This is a genomic window from Candidatus Atelocyanobacterium thalassa isolate ALOHA (genome assembly GCF_000025125.1).
Lineage (GTDB): Bacteria > Cyanobacteriota > Cyanobacteriia > Cyanobacteriales > Microcystaceae > Atelocyanobacterium > Atelocyanobacterium thalassae.
Genome location: NC_013771.1, coordinates 56,242 through 76,483, shown reverse-complemented (window position 1 = coordinate 76,483; position 20,242 = coordinate 56,242). Strand labels below are relative to the sequence as shown.

Sequence of the window (20,242 nt, the reverse complement as noted above, 5' to 3'; positions counted from 1 at the left end):
AAATTTAAATTCTATTTTTAAGGTTGATTTTATCTAAAAAAGACTGATTGCTTATTTCTAATACAAGTGTTAATACTAAAGAAGCGTCAAAAAAGCATTAATTTTTTTTAAATTTTGAATAATCTATTCTTCTTTTGTTTCTGACTCAACTTATTTTATGAATACAGTTACATCCCTCAATAATAAACCTCTTGATTTTACTCTTCCTGATTGGTTAAACCAATGTTTAATTTCTCGTAAATCAGATATCTATAATCAGAATCAAGATTTGATTTGCCATGCCTTTGACTTCGCATATCAATTACATAAAGGACAATATCGCAAATCAGGTGAACCTTATATTGTTCATCCAGTAACTGTAGCAGGGATATTGAGAGACTTAGGAGGAGATAAATCAATGATTGCTGCAGGTTTTCTTCATGATGTAGTGGAAGATACTGATATTACTGCAGATAATATTGAAGAAATGTTTGGTCAAGAAGTAAGGTTGCTAGTTGAAGGAGTTACAAAACTATCAAAATTTAATTTTTCTAACAAAACAGAACAACAAGCTGAAAATTTTCGAAGAATGTTTTTAGCAATGGCTAAGGATATTAGAGTAATTGTAGTGAAGTTGGCTGATCGTCTTCATAACATGAGAACTTTGGATGCTCTCAAACCAGAAAAGCAAAAACGTATTGCTTTAGAAACCAAAGAAATATTTTCCCCATTAGCAAATCGTTTAGGTATTTGGAGAGTAAAGTGGGAACTAGAAGATTTATCCTTTAAATATTTAGAGACAAATGCCTATTGGGAAATACAAGGTTTAGTAGCGGAAAAACGTATTGATCGTGAAGCTCGTATAGAAAACGTTAAAAATATATTACAAAAGAGATTAAATAGCATAGGGATACAAGTACTGGAATTACAAGGAAGATCTAAGCATCTCTATGGAATTTACTACAAGATGCATAGTCAAAATAAAGGATTTCATGAAATATATGACTTAGCAGCTTTAAGGATTATTGTTCAGAATAAAGAAGAGTGTTATCGTGCTCTAGCCGTAGTTCATGATACCTTTAAACCTATGCCTGGAAGGTTTAAAGACTATATTGGGTTGCCTAAGCCCAACCGCTATCAATCTTTGCATACGACAGTAGTAGGATTTAATGGTCGTCCCTTAGAAATCCAGATCAGAACATTAGAAATGCATCATATTGCTGAATATGGTATTGCAGCTCATTGGAAATATAAAGAAACTGGTGTATCTCACTATACTCAGTTATCTCAGGAAGATGAAAAATTTACCTGGCTAAGACAACTATTAGATTGGCAGAAAGATCTTAAAGATGCTCAAGAGTATGTTGACAATCTTAAAGATAATCTTTTTGATGACGATGTTTATGTATTTACTCCTGATGGAGACGTTATTGCTTTAGCGAGAGGGGCTACTACTGTAGATTTTGCTTATCGCATTCATACAGAAGTTGGTAATCATATGAAAGGAGCTAGAATCAATGGCAAGTGGTCAGTTTTTGGTCAACCATTACATAACGGCGACATAGTAGAAATTATTACGCAAAAAAATTGTCATCCTAGTCTAAATTGGCTCAATATAGTAGTTACGCCTACTGCTCGTAATCGTATCCGTCAATGGTATAAGAGATCTTGTAGAGAAGAAAATATGATCAGAGGACGTGATATGTTGGAAAAAGAACTAGGCAAAAATGGTTTTGAAGCTTTATTAAAATCAGAACCAATGAAAACTGTAGTAGAAAGATGTAATTATCATTCAGTTGATGATCTATTATCTGGGTTAGGATATGGGGGAATCACCTTAAATCAAGTAGTTAATCGTGTAAGAGAAATAACAGTAAAAACTCAACAGAAAGCTGCTGAATCTCATGAAATAAATATACCTGCACCACCTTCTTCTTTGGGACTCAAAAAACCAAATAGATCCCCAATTCTAGGAGTTGAGGGACTACTATACCATATTGCCGGATGTTGTAGACCATTACCCGGAGAACCAATTATTGGCGTAGTTACCAGAGGAGACAGAGGTATTTCAATCCATACTCAAAACTGTTCTAATATTGAGAACATACCTGGGGAGCGCTTTATTCCAGTACGCTGGAATAGAGTAGATGAAAAAGGATGTACTATCACGTATCCAGTAGATGTTCAAATAGAAGTTATTGATAGAGTAGGCGTTCTAAAAGATATTCTGTTAAGGGTAAGTAATCATAATATCAATGTTTGTAATGCTAGTGTAAAAACTGTACAAAACAAGCCTGCTATCGTTAACTTACGTATTGAAATTCGTGATCGCCAACAATTAGAGTATTTAACAAATAGTATTTGTAATATGAGTGATGTCTTAAATATTCAACGTGTAAATAGGGTAGAATTCTAAGACACAGTAAACATCAACAAAATACTATTATTTACAATACGATATAGTTATTTAGCTATTCTATTTATAAATACAACAACTCATTATCTGAGATATTATTATGATTTTCATAAAATACTAAAAAAATACAATTATTTGTATTTTATAAATTGAAACTAAATCTCACTCATTTAATACATGAGAAGAGCATTATTTTTTAGTTTTTTTCCATTCTTTAATAATTTTTTGTTGTTGCCGAGCAATCACCAAAGCATTATCAGGAACATCATTAGTAACTACTGAGCCAGCAGCAACTGTAACGTTATTTCCCAAGGTTACAGGAGCAACAAATACACTATTTGCACCTGTCTTAGTTTGACTACCGATAATAGTGGGATGTTTGTTGACGCCATCATAATTAGCTGTAATTGTTCCTGCCCCTATATTTACTTGCTCTCCTAAACTAGCATCTCCAATATAAGATAAATGAGCGATATTACTATTTTTTTCTACTTGAGACTTTTTAATTTCAACAAAGTTACCAATACGACAAGATTCATGAATCTTAACCTCCTTACGTATATGAGCATAGGGACCAATCTGACAGTAAGATGATATTTCAGAATGACTAACAACAGAATATGATATGTTTACATGTTCACCAATTTTGCTATCTTCAATAAAAGTTCCTGGTCCAATATGACTTTTTGAGCCAATATAAGTTTTGCCTCTTAAATGAGTTTGAGGTTCAATGACTGTATCTGGCGACAAACTTACTGTGTCGTCGATACTAATACTTTGGGGATTAATCATGGTAACCCCTTCATTCATCCAATATTTCTTTATTCGATCTTGTAAGATATTATTTGCATCAGATAATTGTTGACGATTATTAATACCATTAATTTCAAAATAATCTTCTACATCAACCGCCATAAAAGGTTCAAGATGTTGTGCTACATCAGTTAAGTAATACTCTTTTTGTTGATTATTGGCAGAAAGATGAGGTAATATTTGAGCAAGTTTAGCCCAATTAAAACAGTAAATTCCTCCATTTACTCTGCAATTTTGTTGTTGAGCTGAATTACAGTCACGATCCTCAATAATTTGAGTAACCAGATTATTTCCGTCACAAAAAACTCTACCGTAACCTTTAGGATTAGGTAAATTAGCTGTCAAAACCGTTGCTGCATTATTGTTGTTTTTATGAATACTTAAAAGATTTTGTAGAGTTTTAGGACGTAAAAGTGGAACATCTCCATTTAAAACTAACAAATCTTCTTTAAAATCCTGTAAATATGGCAAAAGTTGTTGTACAGCATGTCCTGTACCTAGCTGTTCTTTTTGCTCAACAAACTTTAAAGACAAATTTTGGGCTAAAGATTGTTTAACTTTGTCTCCCTCAAATCCAATAACTATAAATTGTCTAGATGGAGCAATTAAAGAACAATTATTTAATACCCTTTGTACTAAAGATTGTCCACCCAGAGTATGTAGGACTTTTGGTAAGTTAGACTTCATACGTGTACCACGTCCCGCTGCAAGAATTGCTACTGCTGTCATTTTTTATCTATCTAAACTTTCGAGAGGAGTATATCGTATCTTGACTTTTTTGGATAGTGGAACATATAAATTATCTACTTTTAGTGAAAACTAAAAAATTAAGACTTTCTAAAGATATATCTTTTCAAAAGTCTTAAGCCATTAGATAACTTAGATAATTTGTCCTGGATTTAACCATCTTAAAATCTCATTTTTAAGGTTGTATAAATCATTAGATAACTTGTTCTGAAACCACTGTTTCATAATATCCATAGGCGTGAATATATTTCCAGTTTTGAAATTTACCTCTTGTCCTAATGGTGTTAAATGATTGCCGGGTAATGTTTGCAAGGCTACTAAATTAGGATATTTTCTATGTAGTATTTTCATTAGAGATATTGTTTCATCAATATTATCTTGAGTCAGTTTTATTAATAAATTATGTCGAATAATATAGCTTTTTTGAATAATATCTTGAGTTTTATTAGGGGATGGAGTAAATTCTAAATCAAAAACATTATGGAAATTAAGCTGTTCAAAAAAGGGAATAGCCTGTCTAATAGGATAATTATTGAAAGAAATAAATATGTTGCCCGCTCTTTCTATTGGAGACAAACTACCAATTAATAAATGAAGTTTACATCCCATACTATGACCAAGTCCATACACAGGAAGGTTTATTATCCCTCTATAGATATCACTATTAACAGATTCTAGTATACTTTCAAAACGATTTAACAAATCATGAGAAATAGCTAAATGATCTAACGTAATAATGAAAGGCGTAGCAATAACAACATATCCTTTTTTAGCTAGCGCCTCAAGTAACCAGCGATAAGTAAAATTAGGAGCGCTACCTATAAATGCTCCACCAATAAAGTGTATGACAGCAATTGGAGATTTTGGAATTAAAACGAAACTTCCTAATATTTCTTGCCATTCCATAATAAACTCTGTAATACCTATTCTTGTAGTATACTAAAAATTTTAAGTTATATATTAATAATAAGTATCTATTATAACTACTAGATTATATATCTAAGAATAATTAAAGAAATTAATATACTAAGAAATACAATATCACTTTAAAAAATTTTAGGTTATTTATAACTCTTTACTTTATTTAACTCTATTATTAATGTAGTATGTCTTATTTGTAACTCTAATATTTTTGATTTGTATACTAAATCAGTTTAACTTTCTATATTTAATTTGTACAATTGTATATTTTAGACAAGTCTTATATAGAAAAGACAGGTTAGTATAATGAATAAATATATAAAAATCATAATTTAACTAAACTTATATGACTAAATTCGTATTTGTTACTGGTGGTGTTGTATCTAGTATCGGAAAAGGAATTATTGCAGCCAGTTTAGGTTGCTTACTTAAATCTAGACGTTATTCAGTTTCTATCCTAAAACTTGATCCATATATTAACGTTGATCCAGGAACCATGAGTCCCTATCAGCATGGAGAAGTATTTGTTACTGATGATGGAGCTGAAACTGATCTTGACTTGGGGCATTATGAGAGATTTACAGATACTCCTATGTCTCGTCTTAATAGTGTTACAACAGGTTCAATTTATCAAGCAGTCTTAAATAAAGAAAGACGAGGAGATTATATGGGAGGAACTGTACAAGTTATTCCTCATATAACTAATGAAATTAAAGATCGCATTCATCGCGTTGCAAAAAATACCAATCCTGATATCGTAATTATTGAAATTGGAGGAACGGTCGGTGATATTGAATCTTTACCTTTTCTAGAAGCAATTAGGCAATTTAGAAAAGATGTTGGTAAAAATAATGTTATCTACATGCATGTCACTTTAATTCCTTGGATACCTGCTGCTAGAGAAATGAAAACTAAACCAACTCAACATTCTGTAAAAGAATTGCGTTCTATTGGTATTCAGCCTGATATTTTAGTTTGTCGTTGTGATCGTCCTTTAAAAGAAGGAATGAAAGAAAAACTGTCTGAATTTTGCGATGTACCTGTTGAGTCAGTAATTACTGCCCAAGATGCATATAGTATTTATGAAGTTCCTTTGATAGTTGAAAAAGAAGGATTAGCAAAACAAGCTTTGGAATTATTGCACTTAGAATCATCTAAACCAGATTTAACACAATGGGAAACATTAGTTCAAAAAATGCGGTCACCCAAGCAGCATTTTGAAATTGCTTTAGTGGGTAAATATGTTCAATTAAGTGATGCCTATCTGTCCGTCGTAGAATCGCTCGTACATGCAGGAATAGCTATGAACAGCGAAATAAAATTGAGATGGGTCGATGCAGAAGATATCGAGAATAACAATGCAGAGAAGTACTTGAATAATGTAAGCGGTATTATTGTTCCGGGAGGATTTGGATTCCGAGGGGTAGATGGTAAAGTTAGATCTATTGAATATGCCAGAAAACATCGTATTCCTTTTCTAGGACTATGTTTAGGAATGCAATGTGCTGTAATTGAGTGGGGTAGAAATGTAGCCTGCCTAGACAATGTTGATAGCGCTGAATTTAATCCAGAAACAGCTAATCCAGTAATAAATATTTTACCGGAACAACAAGATGTTATGGATTTAGGAGGAACTATGCGTCTTGGACTTTATCCATGCCGCATTGAAAATGATACATTAGCTGCTTCTTTGTATCAACAAGAAGTGATTTACGAACGCCATAGACATCGTTACGAATTTAATAATGCCTATAGAAGCCTCTTAAATAAAACTGGTTATAAAATAAGTGGAACTTCACCTGATGGGCGTTTGGTAGAAATTATTGAATTATCAGAACATCCATTTTTTATTGCGACTCAGTTTCATCCAGAGTTCCTTTCTCGTCCTAATTGTGCTCACCCGTTATTTTTAGGATTTATAGATGCTGCACTTAAGTATAGTGAATCAAGATAAAGAATCCTAACTAAATCTAATTTCTCTAAAATTCTTCAGACCTAATTATTTGAAGAATAAAACCACATAAATTTATTCTGCGCATAATATTAGTTGAAAATAACTTGCCAAATAACCCAACCGTCTACGAATAGTAAAAGTAACGTACAAAAAAGTAAGATAATATACATCCATGGTTGAGAGAGCGGACGAATTTCGCTCGTATCAATACCTGTTTTCCTAGTAATAAATTCTATTAAATATTTGAAGTTTTCCACTCTTGTGGGTAACAAATAAGCTTTATCCAAACTGTTACTAGTTAAATAATAAACCGAACCACCTTGGCCAGTTGTACGCAATTTTAGATCTTTTACTTGTGACCAGGACAAAGACCAATTTTTATGAAAAAAGAAAGAAAACCAACTTGGATAGGAAATTTTAATTTGATTTTCGTCAACTACAACCCTTTCGCTTAAAGTACCAACTAATATCAATCCTCCTATAGCAATTCCGATCCATAAAGCTGTAACTGAAATAGAAGAATCAGTTATTTCTGCGAGAAATGGTAGAGGAATGGTTAAAGAAATATATAAACTAATTAATGTAAATTGTATTAAAGGGGAAATACGAAAGATAGAAATTTCTTTTTCCATAATGTTTTTTTCACTTTTTGTAAGTATCTAAATTGCTTTTATGATTTAAGTCTTACTATTGTCAATAATAACTTAATACGAACTTTATTTTTTATTTTCTTATCAAATTCTTTATTGCTTCGAATTAAGAAAACTATCTAGAGACATAATTATTTTAGGTGGCCAAAAACGTTTGCTTTGAATCCATTCTAAATCTTTATATCGATCATCTATACCGACAACAGATACCCAGTGACTTTTAGCTTCTCCCTCTTGTCCTATACTCCATAGAAGAGCTACCAAAGCAGCTCTTGCATCTGGAGACATAGGATATTTTTTTACTAAATATTTAATTTCTTTAATAGCTTCTAAGTTGTTACCAAATTGATAATAAATTAGTGGAATGTTGACTCTAGCAAATATAAGATTAGGACATATTTGAATTGCTCTCTTATAGTTTTCTAGGGCTTCATTCCATTTCTGTTGAATACTCTTTATGTTTCCTTTGTCATATTCCATCATTGCTTGTTGATATTTACTTTGAACTTCTGTAGGAAGATTTAGATCTCTATTTTTTTTATCTTTAATAAGATTATGTTTGTTTGAAATATTAGAAAGCGCTAAATCTGTAGGAGGATGAAAGGTAGATATAGGTGCTAATAAATTAGTAACTATATCTTTGTAAGTTTCTTCATTAAAATGATATGAAGTAGTATTGAAAGAAGTTTTAGGTATATTGTCACCAGCTAATGTATTGGTTATGCTTTGTGTTGAAATCAATAGAGCTAATATTAAAGTTATAAGTTTATAAATCATTTTTTCCTATTACTTGATGATGGTATTACTAAAATTGTTTGTTGCTTCTATCATGAACTTATAAATAGATGACTATGTTGCGTTTACTAATTTACTCTACATCTATATGTTAATAATTTATTCTAGTTTAAGAATATTTATCCGTAATAACAATGAACAAATATTTTTCAAAATATCTTATATTTTTGTTAATCAAATTTAAAAAATAGGGATTTGTAAACTAACTAGTCAATATTTTGATTGTATTTTAAAAGCTTTTAAAATTTAGTGTTTGTTATCAGTAAATACATTAGAATCTGGTCTTAAATTTTGGTTCACATGTAGCATGTTTTAAGATTTAATCCAGTTTGAGAAATTTTTAGAAAATTGATTTAAAGAAAGTAAAAAGACGCCGTTTTTCTTGGCTAAACTATGTGTTCTAGTCGTGTTATAACCCCAATTTGCCAAAAAAAGTTTAACTCCTCTCAATTCTTCTTGTTTGTAAATACTCATCAAAGTTTTTAATAAATCTTCAACAAACCATAAGTTCTGAGGTTTTTCTTCGTGATGTATGAGAATTTGACTTAGGGTCTTATATTTAGGTTGTTTAATTTCTTTTCCTATGATTTTATTTTCTGGAAACTGTATCCCTTTACTTTTTAATAGTTGTTTTACAAATCTTCCCTCTTTGGTTGTGACAATGTACAAGTGTATTGTTGAATTTAATAGTTTTGGCAATTCTCTGATAACTTCTGGATAAAAACTATGCAAATTTAGCCAATGATCTAAATCAAAATTAATAGAAGAGTCTCTAGTTTTATCTAAAATCAATATTAATTCTTCTTTTTTAAGATTGTCTTTACTAAGAATTTCTGTACAGATTAAACCCCATTTAGATTCAATATCCATAGCTTTATACCCGAGAATTACAGCTCTTAGGAGGACAGGCATTTCCCAACCAGTCTCAATTACGGGGCGGAATTGAGAGAATAATCCAAATAAACGATCACAATCATAGTTTATATTTTGCGACCATATTACTCTATAAGCTTTTTTCGCAGTTTCGAAATATTCTCGTATTCCATCACAAATTACTCCATCAAAATCTAAGGCTAAAATTTTTGGCTTACAAATACTTCCCATAAAGCGATGTAAATTTATAGTTTAATTAATGTTGACTTAGAAATATTTTTTTGATTTCATATATTCATATACTCTAATGATGAAATACTAATTATATGAAAACATTATATTTATAAAGTTTTATTCATGATCTGGCTTTGAATACTTGAAAAGTAATACTGCAGAACAAACTTGCTAATTGTTAATCTTAAGAAAAGAAATATCAATATTACAGAGATAAAAAAGTTAATTCTCAGAAGAATCATAACTCAAATTAATTAATAACTATAAAAAATTCTTAATGAATTTTAAAAAAGATTTTCAACATTTATAAATTAGTTTTTTAGAAGTAATCTCTTGAATATAGTTTTTAACAGAAAATATAAATTTTTTATAATTAATTACTATCTCGAAACTAATCTTGTAAACTTTGTTTTTCCTACCTGTAAAACTTTATTATCAAGCTGCTCAGGATTATCGAAAACAAGATTAACATCAAGAATTTTTTCTCCTTCTAATCTTACACTTCCTCCTTGTATTTGTCTTCGGCCTTCTCCACTGCTTACACATAATTTACTAGCACTTAAAATATAAAATAATTTAGCAGGAAAAACTACGTTGGATAAATTAAACTCAGTAATAGTATCTGTTAGTAAACTATTTCTATTTTTTACAAGATTTTCTGCAGTTTTTTTTGCAGATAATGCTTTTTCTTCACCATGGTAATGAGATGTGATTTCTGTAGCTAGTAATTTTTGAAGTTCTCTTGAATCTTTTGGTAATTCATTAAGATCTAAATTAGTTAATAATTCAAAATAGTTCTGTACTAAGGTATCAGGAATTTTTTCTATTTTGGAATACATTGATAATGCATCTTCTTTTAATCCAATATAGTTTCCAAGAGATTTGGACATTTTTTGAGTACCATCTGTCCCAGTCAGAATGGGAAGTAATAAACCAAACTGAGGTTTTTGTCCAAAATGTCTCTGCAAGTCTCTACCTACAGCAATGTTAAACTTCTGATCTGTCCCACCTAATTCAACATCAGCATTTACAACAACTGAATCATATCCTTGCATAAGAGGGTAGAGAAATTCGTGAAGAAAGATTGGATTTTCTTTTTTATATCGTTCAGAAAATCCTTCTTTTGCTAGCATCTGACTTACGGTCATTGTAGACAATAATTCTTGAACTTTATGAAAGTCTAATTTGTTGAACCATTCAGAGTTATATCTTATTTCCAATCTCCCTGGGGTACTAAAATCTAAAACTGAAGATAGCTGTTCTAGGTAACTTTCCACATTTTTTTCAACTTGTTTTGAGTTGAGTTGTTTACGTACTTCTGATTTACCAGTTGGATCTCCTATCTGCGCTGTAAAATCTCCAATAATAACTACTGCTGTATGGCCAGCATCTTGAAAAGCACGTAGTTTTCGAAAAGGAATACTATGCCCTAGGTGAATGTCACTACCAGTCGGATCTATCCCTAACTTGACTCTTAAGGGACGATCTGAATTTTTTAATAAATTTACTAAATTTTCTTCAGAATTATTTGAATTATTTTGATTAGGAAATATTTCAGCAGTCCCTCTATGTAGCCAATGAAAATGATCCATAGTATTTTTTGAAAACATTAGAAAATAAAAATCAATATATTTTGATAATAGAGTGCTGTTTTTATGAATATTAGATTTAAATTTTATCAGAGATAAAATTTAAATCTAATATTCATAATTTCCATACACACTACTTAAATACTTAATTAGCAAATCAATTATACTTTACATCCATTAAGTAAATTATTTTTCTTTATTAATTTTTTCTATCAAAAGATCTTTTGATAGAAAATAAAATTATTTTACAGATATTTCTATTCATGGTAAAGTTCGGTATAAATAACTTTACTAACTCTTTCTAATAAGTTAGAATGCTGCCATTAAAAGTTAGATTCTTCAAAAGGTGAAGTATGAGAACACTTAATCGAGACAAAACGAATGAACTTCTTAACACCATCATGGAATATGAATTAGCTGGTGTTGTACGCTATACACATTACTCTTTGATGGTTACAGGTCCTCATCGCATCCCAATTGTTCAATTTTTTCAACAACAAGCAACTGAATCTTTATTACATGCTCAACAAGTTGGAGAAATTTTAACAGGTTTAGAGGGACATCCAAGCTTAAAAATTGCTCAGATGGAAGAAAGTAATGAGCATACTTTGCACAATATTTTAGTGGAAAGTCTAAACCATGAGAAGAAAGCATTAGATCTTTATAAAGATTTATTAGAAGTAGTTGAAGGTGCCTCAGTTTATATTGAAGAATTTACAAGAGGCATGATTGGGCAAGAAGAAGTACATAATATAGAGTTGAAAAAAATGTTGAGAGACTATGTTTCGTAAGATAGAGAAATCAACAAATTTATTTTATTTTTCTATTTGAAAAATAAAGAGCAAATAAATATAATGCTTATTCATTCATTGGGAGACTATTTTTTATGGTCTCCCAATGAATTAGCTATTAAGCGTACTCTAAAGTATGCGAAGTATTAAATTAAAGCTATATGTCGTTTTAATTGAAACCTAGCTAAAAGTATAATTTAACAAACTCGACAATAAATCTCAGTTAAAGCTTTCTACTATATAAAACTAAGAAGAATAGAATTTTTTTTCATAAACTGCAAGATACATTAAATATCGCTTTTTTTAATCTTTTGCAAACTGACTAATGAAATTCTTAATTTCTGGATCATTTAAAAACACTTTCGTGTCTCTAAGAAGCCTTTCTCCCCAAAGATTTTCTTGTAAATATTTTAAGTCACTATAATTGTTATCTAGCTTAAGAGCATTTTCCCCCAACTGTATGCCTTGTTTTTTATTTCCTTCAGAATATAGAGCAACGCCTAAAGCAAATTTTGGTTCTGCTTGTTCAGAATTTATTTTTAATGCTTCTCTCCATTGTTTAATTGCTTCTTTTTTATTTTCTTGCTCATACTGAATTAAGCCAACATTGTTAATGGCTGGCCAAAAATCTTTTTGTATATAAATTGCTTGTTGATAAGCAGCTATAGATTTTTTTATTTGTTTTAGTTTAAAGTAAGTATTACCTAAATCAAACTGAGCAGAAGATGTATTAGGTTGTATTTTTAATCCTTCTTCTAATTGAGTAGCTGCAAGTCGATATTTTCCTTGTTGAAAATATGCATTACCTAGAGTAAATTTAATTGTTGTCTCTTTAGGTTCAAGATCTAAAGATTTTTTCAGAGCATCAATACCTAGATCCAAGTCTTGCTTCATTACATATAATGCTCCTAAAATAAACCAAGGTTGATATTTTTGTGGAGCCAATTGAACAGCTAATTTTGCACGTGACAAAGCATGATCATGCTGCTGAAAACGTACTAACTGAGAAGCTTCTTCAGCCATTTTTAAGCCTTGCGCTTCGAGTTGCTCCATACTTAGCTGTGGAGTATAAGGTAATAATACTTGTCCATTAGTAGGAATGCTAAATTGTGATATTCCTAAGGTAAGAAAAAATGAAAGTAATAGATTTTTGTTAGACACAATAAAGTTTCTAAATTTATTGATAATAATTCATGTATCTAGTGTAAATCAAAAAGACTATACATTAAATTAATGTGTATAAATAAAATAGTTATTTATAGCTAGTTTAATTTTGATTGAGTTAAAGTACATAAAATATTTTGACCAAATATATATCTTTTGTAACTTTAATTTTATCTGCATAGATATACAATAGGCTTTTATTTATTATAAATTTCATACTTTTAATCTACTAAATTTTTCTTTATATGAAATTTATAAAGTAAATCTCTAATCCAAAAGAAATATAATACTTTTTTAAAATAATTAAATGAAAACCAATGTTCAAAAAATTAAATCCTATCTTAAAAAACCATCTTATCCTATATATGCTTTTAGCAAAGTTTCTTCTACCAATACAGTAGCTTGGGATTTAATAAAAAAAAAGAGTGGGGATTTCTAGTCATTATTGCTTCTGAACAAACAAAAGGGAGAGGACAATGGGGGAGAGAATGGTATTCTTCTGTAGGCGGACTTTACCTGTCTATAGGCTTTGAATTAGATATTGCCGCAAAAAATGCTTCTCATATCACATTGTTTAGCGCTTGGAGCATAGCTAATAAATTAAGAAGTTATCAACTTCCTGTTAAATTAAAATGGCCTAATGATCTAGTCGTCAACAATCAAAAGTTAGGAGGTATAAAAAGTGAAATCAAAATTCAAAATGACATGGTTACTCAAGTAATTATTGGAATAGGTATTAATTGGTCTAATACCGTACCAGATAATGGAATTAATATTAAATCATGCCAACATCAAATACATTCAATAGAGCAGCTTGCAGCAATTATTATTGAAGCAATAATTGCTGGTTACCAATATTATCTAGTTTCAGGAATGGAAATATTACTAAAAAATTATATGGAGATATTAAATGGTGTTGGATGTAAAGTTATAATTAATGACTTTGAAGGAACTATTAGTGGAGTTAACTGTGAAGGAAAATTAGAAGTTTTTCAACAAGTTCCAAAAATCATGACAAAAATAAACTCATAGTCTAAAGATATTTCTTTAGACTATGGTTTTAAACTTTAGTAATTTATAAGTAGATAATTTTTCGTAAAAAGATAAGAATATGGAAAATATATATATTCCTCATTTGCTCCAACTTCCTCAAAAAACTCAAACCATTACATTAGATGATTTTATTGTTGAACTAGTCACTTTAACCCCTTTACGTGGGACAGTCATCATTAGACATGGAGGGACATTTTTAGAAATTATCATTAAAGGAGAGGCTATAGTAAATTTAATCTGTGACCGTTGTCTCCAACAATATAACTATCGCATTACTCTCGATGTATCTGAAAATATATTATTGGGAAAAAATTTAAGTGCTAATCAAAAATTTACTAAAGAAAAAAAATAATTTCAGAAGATTTTTCTGAAACTTTATCTTCAGAAGGATATTTTGACCTTAAAGTTTGGATTTATGAACAACTCTCATTGTCTATGCCCTTGAGAAAACTATGTAGTAATAATTGTCAAATACCGGAAATTATTGATAAAGAAGATTCAGCATTAATTAACGATTGTTGGAAAAATTTGTCAAGTTTTAAAGAAAAGTTATCAGAATAAATAATTTTAAACAATAAAATCTAGAAACTTTTTATTTGAGAATATATACATATATTATTAGATTAATACTTGTTAATAATTTATCTAAAATTAAAGTTGTTTTTAGAGGTTTATTTGAGCATAGTTTACGGTTTAATAGAAAGTGTAAGCAAAATGATATAAACCATATCTTTAGAGGAGTTAATAGAAAATAGTGTTTGTCCTCAGCGGTTACGAATATTTACTCGGCTTTCTTATAGCCTGTAATCTAATTCCTGTTTTAGCTTTAACTGCATCGAAGATTTTGCGTCCCAGTAATGGTGGCCCTGAAACGCTAACTACTTATGAATCTGGGATGGAGCCTATTGGAGGCGCTTGGATACAATTCAATATTCGCTATTATATGTTTGCCTTAGTGTTTGTTGTATTTGATGTGGAAACAGTCTTTTTATATCCTTGGGCAGTAGCTTTCAATAGTTTAGGCCTATTAGCTTTTGTTGAAGCCCTTATATTTATAGCTATTCTTGTTATTGCATTAGTTTATGCTTGGAGAAAAGGTGCACTAGAATGGTCTTAAGGCCTTAAAATATCTTCCAACGATTATTGTACATTGACCATAACTGAATTCTTATGAATCAAAATTTAACACCAGATCTATCAACTATAGAACAGTCGCAAAAAGAAAAAGTTCTTAATCCTATATCTCCTGGTAATATTACCCAGGATTTATCAGAAAATATAATTTTGACTACCGTTGATGACTTGCACAACTGGGCTCGTTTATCTAGCCTATGGCCATTGTTATACGGCACAGCTTGTTGCTTCATTGAATTTGCTGCTTTAATTGGTTCACGTTTTGATTTTGATCGCTTTGGTTTAGTTCCTCGATGCAGTCCAAGGCAAGCAGATTTGCTTCTAGTTGCAGGAACTGTAACTATGAAAATGGCTCCTGCTTTAGTGCGTCTTTACGAGGAAATGCCTTCTCCTAAATATGTAATTGCAATGGGTGCCTGCACAATTACCGGAGGAATGTTTAGCCGTGATTCTACAACTACTGTACGTGGAGTAGATAAATTAATTCCTGTAGATGTATATATTCCTGGTTGTCCTCCCCGACCTGAAGCGATTTTTGATGCTGTTATTAAATTGCGGAAGAAAGTCTCTAATGAAACAATTCAAGAAAGAGCGACTATTATGGAGCAAACTCATCGTTATTACAGTGCTCCACATAACATGAAAGTAGTTTCCCCAATATTAACCGGTAAATACTTAGCTACTGAAACTAGACATACTCCTCCTAAAGAGTTAAGCGAAATATTCGGAGCTGAAAAATTACCTACTTTAGCTATTGAAAAGCAACTGGAGGACGTGTAAAGTGACTGAAGAAGAAAAAAAAACAACAGGAAAAGTCTCTAAAGACGAACAAGAATCAACAGCTTTGCAACCAGGACCAATTTCTAATTGGTTAACGAAAAATGGTTTCGAACATAATATTTTAGGAGTGGATCATTTAGGAATAGAAATAATTGGCATATCTCCAAAGTTTTTAATTCCTTTGTCAACTGCCTTATATGCCTACGGATTCAATTATTTGCAGTGCCAAGGAGCCTATGATTTAGGTCCCGGTAAAGAACTAGTTAGTTTTTATCACTTAGTTAAAGTTGCAGACAATATCGATAGTCCTCAAGAGATGCGTCTCAAAGTATTTTTAACAAGGGATAATCCTCATGTACCTTCAGTATATTGGATTTGGAAAGCTGCTGATTGGCAAGAAAGGGAAAACTACGATATGTATGGAATTGTGTATGATAACCATCCTGATTTGAAAAGAATTTTAATGCCAGAAGATTGGGTTGGCTGGCCTTTACGCAAAGATTACATTTCTCCAAATTTTTATGAATTACAAGATGCTTATTAAATTAGGTAATCAATCATATGTAAAGCAAAAATTCCTTGAAAAATATTTTTCAAGAAATTTTTGCTTTACGCTAATAGTTTAAAGTATAAATATTTAGAGCTTTATACTACATAAACTAAAAAATAATATGGCATTATACTTTCTCATTTTCTTGCATGATTTTAAACCATACCAATAAACTCTCAAGTTGTTTCTGCGGGCTTAAACTTCCTAGCCCTCTAATTATAATTTTTTTAGAGTTATAAACAAAACGCGTTTGTAAATGTTCTGGTAATTTATTTTGTAAAATGATCCAAGCAGGTTCTTCCATTGGAGTTTTTAAGACCACAGAGTTTTTTCCTTCTATCTTAATATGAGAAAAACCTAACGATTTAGATAACTGCTTTAATTCAATTGTTTTTAATAATTGTTTTACAGGGTCTGGTATCGACCCATAACGTTCACTCCATTCCGCAACAATAAGATCTAATTCTTTTTTAGAACTGGCAACTGCAACTGTGCGATAAGCAATTATTTTTTGTTCAATATCAGCAATATAATCATTTGGAATGAAAGCAGTTAATTTTAAATCTATTTGGGTATCTTCTACTTCAGGTATTTTTTCTCCTTGAACTTCTTTGATAGCTTCTTGTAACATGTCCATATATAGTTCAAAACCTATAGCTTCCATTTGTCCAGATTGCTCTGCTCCAAGTAAATTACCTGCACCTCTAATTTCCAGATCACGAGTTGCCAAATGATAACCTGAACCAAGCTCACTGAATTCTTGTAATGCATTTAGTCTTTTGAGTGCATTATCAGTTAATTCGGACCTACTTGGATAAAATAACCAGGCATGGGCCTGGATACCAGATCTACCAACTCTTCCTCTTAGTTGATACAGTTGTGACAAACCAAACTTCTGTGCATCTTCAATAATAATTGTATTAACTTTAGGGATATCTAATCCAGATTCAATAATTGTTGTACAGACTAAAATGTCAGCATCTCCATTGTTAAAACTTAGCATAGTTAGCTCTAAATTATTAACATCCATTTGTCCATGCGCGACCAAAATTTTAGCATCTGGAATCATTCTCTTTAGTTGTAGAACTAATTCATCAATATGTTCTATTCTAGGAACAACATAAAATACTTGACCACCACGATCAAGTTCTGCTCGAACAGCTGCTTTTACTAAATTTGGATCGTAACTAGATAAATGAGTCTTAATAGAACGACGAGATGGTGGAGGTGTAGAAATTAGACTCATTTCTCTTATTCCTGATAAAGACATATGAAGAGTTCTAGGGATAGGAGTTGCAGTCAAAGTTAAAACATCTACATTTGCTTTTATTGTCCTAATTTTTTCTTTATGATTAACTCCAAAACGTTGTTCTTCATCAATTACTAATAATCCTAAATCTTTAAATTTTATATTTTTTCCTAAAAGTTGTTGTGTTCCAACTACGATATCCAATTCTCCAGTAGTCAAACGTTCAATAATATCTTTTTTTTCTGAAGTTGTACGAAATCTGTTTAATAAACCAATACTAATAGGATAAGGAGCAAATCTTGTTCGAAGAGTATTGTAGTGTTGTTGAGTCAAAATTGTAGTAGGTGCTAAAAACACTACTTGTTTATGACCGCTAGTAACAACTTTAAAAATCGCTCTAATAGCTACTTCTGTCTTACCAAAACCAACATCTCCGCAAATAAGACGGTCCATTGGTCTGTTGCTTTCCAAATCTATCTTAACTTCTCTAATAGCTTGTACTTGATCTGGTGTTGCTTGATAGGGAAAAGAGTCTTCAAGCTCTTGTTGCCAAAGAGAATCTGCTGGATAAGAATATCCTTTCTTTTGTGCTCTTTCTGCATATAAATGAAGTAAATTAAATGCTAATTTTTTAATATTTTTACGTATTTTTTGTTTTAATTTACCCCAATCTTTTCCCGTCATTTTATGTAATTTAGGAGGTGTAGAATCTGTACAGGAATAACGCAATAAATTATCAAGAGAATCAGCAGGAACTCTTAATACTCCATCAGAGTATTGAACAACTAAGTATTCACGATTTGACAAGTTTTCTAGCCTTAAAAATTTACCAATACCATGGCTCTTATGAACTACATGATCGCCGGAGTTAAGTTTTTGTAAGTTGACTTTTTTAGCATTTGAACGACGACGTTTTTTAAAAAATTCTGAGGATCCTAAGGTACTTTGCCCAAAAAATTCTTTGTCAGTGATCACTGCGATACGAAATATAGGTAAAATAAAACCTTCTAAACCTACCAATCCAGAATGTTTTAAAGCAACTGCCATACCTTGAGCATGAGATTTTTTGATTGCAGGATAGTCTCTAATATTAGGAATAAATTGAGCAGAATAATCATGTTCTTGTAATAAGGTAACAGTACGTGAAGGTTGAGCTGAAATTAACCATATTGAATACTTACTTATATTGATCTCATTAAAAATTTCTCTTTTTCCTCTCAAGATTTCAGCCAATTTAGAAAATTGATGAGGATTGACAGGGATAGAACGAGATAATATATCTATAGAATCTGTTTCATTAACGTCCGAAAGTTCAGACAAATATAGTTTAGGCATTTCTTCGATTGAAGAAAAAGATTCTTCAAAGGAACGATGAACTTTTGGTTCCTTATTTTGTGTTTCATGCCAGCTTTTCTCAACATATTCTAGCCATTTATGATTATGGGATTTACATTGATCAATTTCATCAAAAGCGCAAAGAGTATCAGAAGGTAAATAATCAAACAAAGAGGAAGATTTGGATAAAGGTAGTTGATCTTTAGGAGAAGAATTTTTTAAAGTTTTTGGTTTTTCCTCCACAACATATTGCTCTGAACTGAAAGGGTTTTTTTGAATGATATCTTTTGCAATAATATTGAAGTTGATAGGAGTTAGTAGAGCTTCTTCTATTTCATTTAAAGAACGTTGGGTCGATATGTCAAACTCTCGAATTTTTTCTAATTCGTCTCCAAGCCACTCTAATCGTATAGGAATTTCGGATGAGACTGGAAAAATATCTAGAATATCTCCTCTCCTACTCCATTCTCCTTCTTTTTCAACTAAATTAACTTTTTTATACCCTAGTTCACTTAATGTTTGAGCAAAATCTTTAGAATAAACTGTTACTCCTACTTTAAAATTTAAACAATAATCATAAAAAATTGATGGAGAAGGTAAATGTGGTTGTAGAGATCTTTCAGTAGTAACAATTGCAAAATTTGTATCTTTTGATTGTTTTGCTCTGAAAAGATTAGAAAGGACTTGCATCTGTGTCCAAATTATTTCATTTTCGATATTTAACTCTTCATATGGAGAAGTATCTGGAACAAAATAGAAGTTAATATCTTTCCAACCCATAATTTCTAGTTGTTTTGTCCATCTTCCTGCTTCTTCTGAAGTGGCGCATATAACTAGTAAATTTTGATAATTAGTTTGTGAAATAACTGATGAAATCAATCCTTTTGATAAGCGGTTAATTCCTTGTAGCCTTAACTCATTTTTTACTTTAAGTTGTTGCGATAAGTTTTTAATGAGAGAAGAACTTTGTAAAGTGTGAATAAGAGAAGAAAAAACCATAATCTACGAATAAAACCTTTAATTCTTAAATAAGTGTAAATAGTATCTGTACAGATCCTTTAAAAGAGCCATAATATTATTATTTGACATGAAAGAACAAGTAATAAAATATTTATATAGCTTTATTTTTTGTTAGTTATCATTTAAAAATTTTACTTTTTGAAAATTAAGTTAAAAGATAGTATAGTGAATGTGAAATAACTTAATTCTTCAAAG

The 20,242-nt window shown here is 30.7% G+C and carries 17 protein-coding genes; 9 read left to right on the top strand and 8 right to left on the bottom strand.

Annotated features, from left to right (window positions below):
* Window positions 1-157 precede the first annotated feature (157 nt).
* Window positions 158-2,395, top strand: coding sequence for a RelA/SpoT family protein (locus UCYN_RS00295; RefSeq protein ID WP_012953487.1), 2,238 nt, complete (start codon window positions 158-160; stop codon window positions 2,393-2,395).
* 189 nt (window positions 2,396-2,584) lie between these two features.
* Here UCYN_RS00295 and glmU read toward each other — a convergent pair whose 3' ends face one another.
* Window positions 2,585-3,937, bottom strand: coding sequence for a bifunctional UDP-N-acetylglucosamine diphosphorylase/glucosamine-1-phosphate N-acetyltransferase GlmU (gene glmU, locus UCYN_RS00290; protein ID WP_012953486.1), 1,353 nt, complete (start codon window positions 3,935-3,937; stop codon window positions 2,585-2,587).
* A 150-nt stretch (window positions 3,938-4,087) separates the two neighbouring features.
* Window positions 4,088-4,861 (bottom strand): DUF1350 family protein, encoded by a 774-nt coding sequence (locus UCYN_RS00285; protein ID WP_012953485.1) that lies wholly within the window; start codon window positions 4,859-4,861, stop codon window positions 4,088-4,090.
* Between the two features lie 361 nt (window positions 4,862-5,222).
* On the opposite strand from UCYN_RS00285, the gene pyrG reads away from it, so the two are divergent.
* Window positions 5,223-6,830, top strand: coding sequence for a CTP synthase (gene pyrG / locus UCYN_RS00280; protein ID WP_012953484.1), 1,608 nt, complete (start codon window positions 5,223-5,225; stop codon window positions 6,828-6,830).
* Window positions 6,831-6,919: 89 nt separating this feature from the next.
* On the opposite strand, the gene UCYN_RS00275 is transcribed toward pyrG, so the two are convergent.
* The 4 genes from UCYN_RS00275 to tyrS all read right to left on the bottom strand — a co-directional run bounded on the left by UCYN_RS00275 (window position 6,920) and on the right by tyrS (window position 10,974).
* The gene (locus UCYN_RS00275; protein ID WP_012953483.1) at window positions 6,920-7,462 is read right to left on the bottom strand and encodes a hypothetical protein; all 543 of its coding nucleotides are present in this window, start codon (window positions 7,460-7,462) and stop codon (window positions 6,920-6,922) included.
* A gap of 111 nt (window positions 7,463-7,573) precedes the next feature.
* Window positions 7,574-8,257, bottom strand: a complete 684-nt coding sequence (locus tag UCYN_RS06035) for a tetratricopeptide repeat protein (protein WP_012953482.1) — start codon at window positions 8,255-8,257, stop codon at window positions 7,574-7,576.
* Between the two features lie 330 nt (window positions 8,258-8,587).
* Window positions 8,588-9,379: an HAD family hydrolase gene (locus UCYN_RS00265; protein ID WP_012953481.1), complete on the bottom strand. Its 792-nt coding sequence runs from the start codon at window positions 9,377-9,379 to the stop codon at window positions 8,588-8,590.
* A gap of 383 nt (window positions 9,380-9,762) precedes the next feature.
* Window positions 9,763-10,974: a tyrosine--tRNA ligase gene (gene tyrS / locus UCYN_RS00260; RefSeq protein ID WP_012953480.1), complete on the bottom strand. Its 1,212-nt coding sequence runs from the start codon at window positions 10,972-10,974 to the stop codon at window positions 9,763-9,765.
* A gap of 350 nt (window positions 10,975-11,324) precedes the next feature.
* Here tyrS and UCYN_RS00255 point away from each other — a divergent pair, with 350 nt between their 5' ends.
* Window positions 11,325-11,762, top strand: a complete 438-nt coding sequence (locus tag UCYN_RS00255) for a ferritin-like domain-containing protein (RefSeq protein ID WP_041487700.1) — start codon at window positions 11,325-11,327, stop codon at window positions 11,760-11,762.
* A 303-nt stretch (window positions 11,763-12,065) separates the two neighbouring features.
* Here the strand turns inward: UCYN_RS00255 and UCYN_RS00250 are convergent, their stop codons facing one another.
* The gene (locus tag UCYN_RS00250) at window positions 12,066-12,923 is read right to left on the bottom strand and encodes a tetratricopeptide repeat protein (RefSeq protein ID WP_012953478.1); all 858 of its coding nucleotides are present in this window, start codon (window positions 12,921-12,923) and stop codon (window positions 12,066-12,068) included.
* A gap of 405 nt (window positions 12,924-13,328) precedes the next feature.
* Between UCYN_RS00250 and UCYN_RS00245 the strand changes: the two genes are divergently transcribed.
* The 6 genes from UCYN_RS00245 (at window position 13,329) to UCYN_RS00225 (ending at window position 16,437) form a co-directional block, all read left to right on the top strand.
* Window positions 13,329-13,958: a biotin--[acetyl-CoA-carboxylase] ligase gene (locus UCYN_RS00245; RefSeq protein WP_012953477.1), complete on the top strand. Its 630-nt coding sequence runs from the start codon at window positions 13,329-13,331 to the stop codon at window positions 13,956-13,958.
* A gap of 79 nt (window positions 13,959-14,037) precedes the next feature.
* Entirely contained in the window at window positions 14,038-14,331 is a 294-nt protein-coding gene (locus UCYN_RS06225) for a YceD family protein (RefSeq protein WP_012953476.1), read from the top strand.
* Window positions 14,332-14,414: 83 nt separating this feature from the next.
* Window positions 14,415-14,540 (top strand): hypothetical protein, encoded by a 126-nt coding sequence (locus tag UCYN_RS06250; RefSeq protein ID WP_261330635.1) that lies wholly within the window; start codon window positions 14,415-14,417, stop codon window positions 14,538-14,540.
* Between the two features lie 193 nt (window positions 14,541-14,733).
* Window positions 14,734-15,096, top strand: coding sequence for a photosynthetic/respiratory NAD(P)H-quinone oxidoreductase subunit C (gene ndhC, locus UCYN_RS00235; protein WP_012953475.1), 363 nt, complete (start codon window positions 14,734-14,736; stop codon window positions 15,094-15,096).
* 53 nt (window positions 15,097-15,149) lie between these two features.
* Window positions 15,150-15,893, top strand: coding sequence for an NADH-quinone oxidoreductase subunit NuoB (gene nuoB, locus UCYN_RS00230; RefSeq protein ID WP_012953474.1), 744 nt, complete (start codon window positions 15,150-15,152; stop codon window positions 15,891-15,893).
* 64 nt (window positions 15,894-15,957) lie between these two features.
* Window positions 15,958-16,437, top strand: coding sequence for an NAD(P)H-quinone oxidoreductase subunit J (locus UCYN_RS00225; protein ID WP_236608139.1), 480 nt, complete (start codon window positions 15,958-15,960; stop codon window positions 16,435-16,437).
* 133 nt (window positions 16,438-16,570) lie between these two features.
* Here the strand turns inward: UCYN_RS00225 and mfd are convergent, their stop codons facing one another.
* A complete protein-coding gene (gene mfd / locus UCYN_RS00220; protein WP_012953472.1) occupies window positions 16,571-20,026 on the bottom strand; it encodes a transcription-repair coupling factor in 3,456 nt (1,151 codons plus the stop codon).
* Window positions 20,027-20,242 lie beyond the last annotated feature (216 nt).

Excerpts from the sequence above, each read along its gene's own strand:
- UCYN_RS00295 (WP_012953487.1), top strand. The coding sequence starts at position 158 with ATGAATACAGTTACATCCCTCAATAATAAACCTCTTGATTTTACTCTT.
- glmU (WP_012953486.1), bottom strand. The coding sequence starts at position 3,937 with ATGACAGCAGTAGCAATTCTTGCAGCGGGACGTGGTACACGTATGAAG.
- UCYN_RS00285 (WP_012953485.1), bottom strand. The coding sequence starts at position 4,861 with ATGGAATGGCAAGAAATATTAGGAAGTTTCGTTTTAATTCCAAAATCT.
- pyrG (WP_012953484.1), top strand. The coding sequence starts at position 5,223 with ATGACTAAATTCGTATTTGTTACTGGTGGTGTTGTATCTAGTATCGGA.
- UCYN_RS00275 (WP_012953483.1), bottom strand. The coding sequence starts at position 7,462 with ATGGAAAAAGAAATTTCTATCTTTCGTATTTCCCCTTTAATACAATTT.
- UCYN_RS06035 (WP_012953482.1), bottom strand. The coding sequence starts at position 8,257 with ATGATTTATAAACTTATAACTTTAATATTAGCTCTATTGATTTCAACA.
- UCYN_RS00265 (WP_012953481.1), bottom strand. The coding sequence starts at position 9,379 with ATGGGAAGTATTTGTAAGCCAAAAATTTTAGCCTTAGATTTTGATGGA.
- tyrS (WP_012953480.1), bottom strand. The coding sequence starts at position 10,974 with ATGGATCATTTTCATTGGCTACATAGAGGGACTGCTGAAATATTTCCT.
- UCYN_RS00255 (WP_041487700.1), top strand. The coding sequence starts at position 11,325 with ATGAGAACACTTAATCGAGACAAAACGAATGAACTTCTTAACACCATC.
- UCYN_RS06225 (WP_012953476.1), top strand. The coding sequence starts at position 14,038 with ATGGAAAATATATATATTCCTCATTTGCTCCAACTTCCTCAAAAAACT.
- UCYN_RS06250 (WP_261330635.1), top strand. The coding sequence starts at position 14,415 with ATGCCCTTGAGAAAACTATGTAGTAATAATTGTCAAATACCGGAAATT.
- nuoB (WP_012953474.1), top strand. The coding sequence starts at position 15,150 with ATGAATCAAAATTTAACACCAGATCTATCAACTATAGAACAGTCGCAA.
- mfd (WP_012953472.1), bottom strand. The coding sequence starts at position 20,026 with ATGGTTTTTTCTTCTCTTATTCACACTTTACAAAGTTCTTCTCTCATT.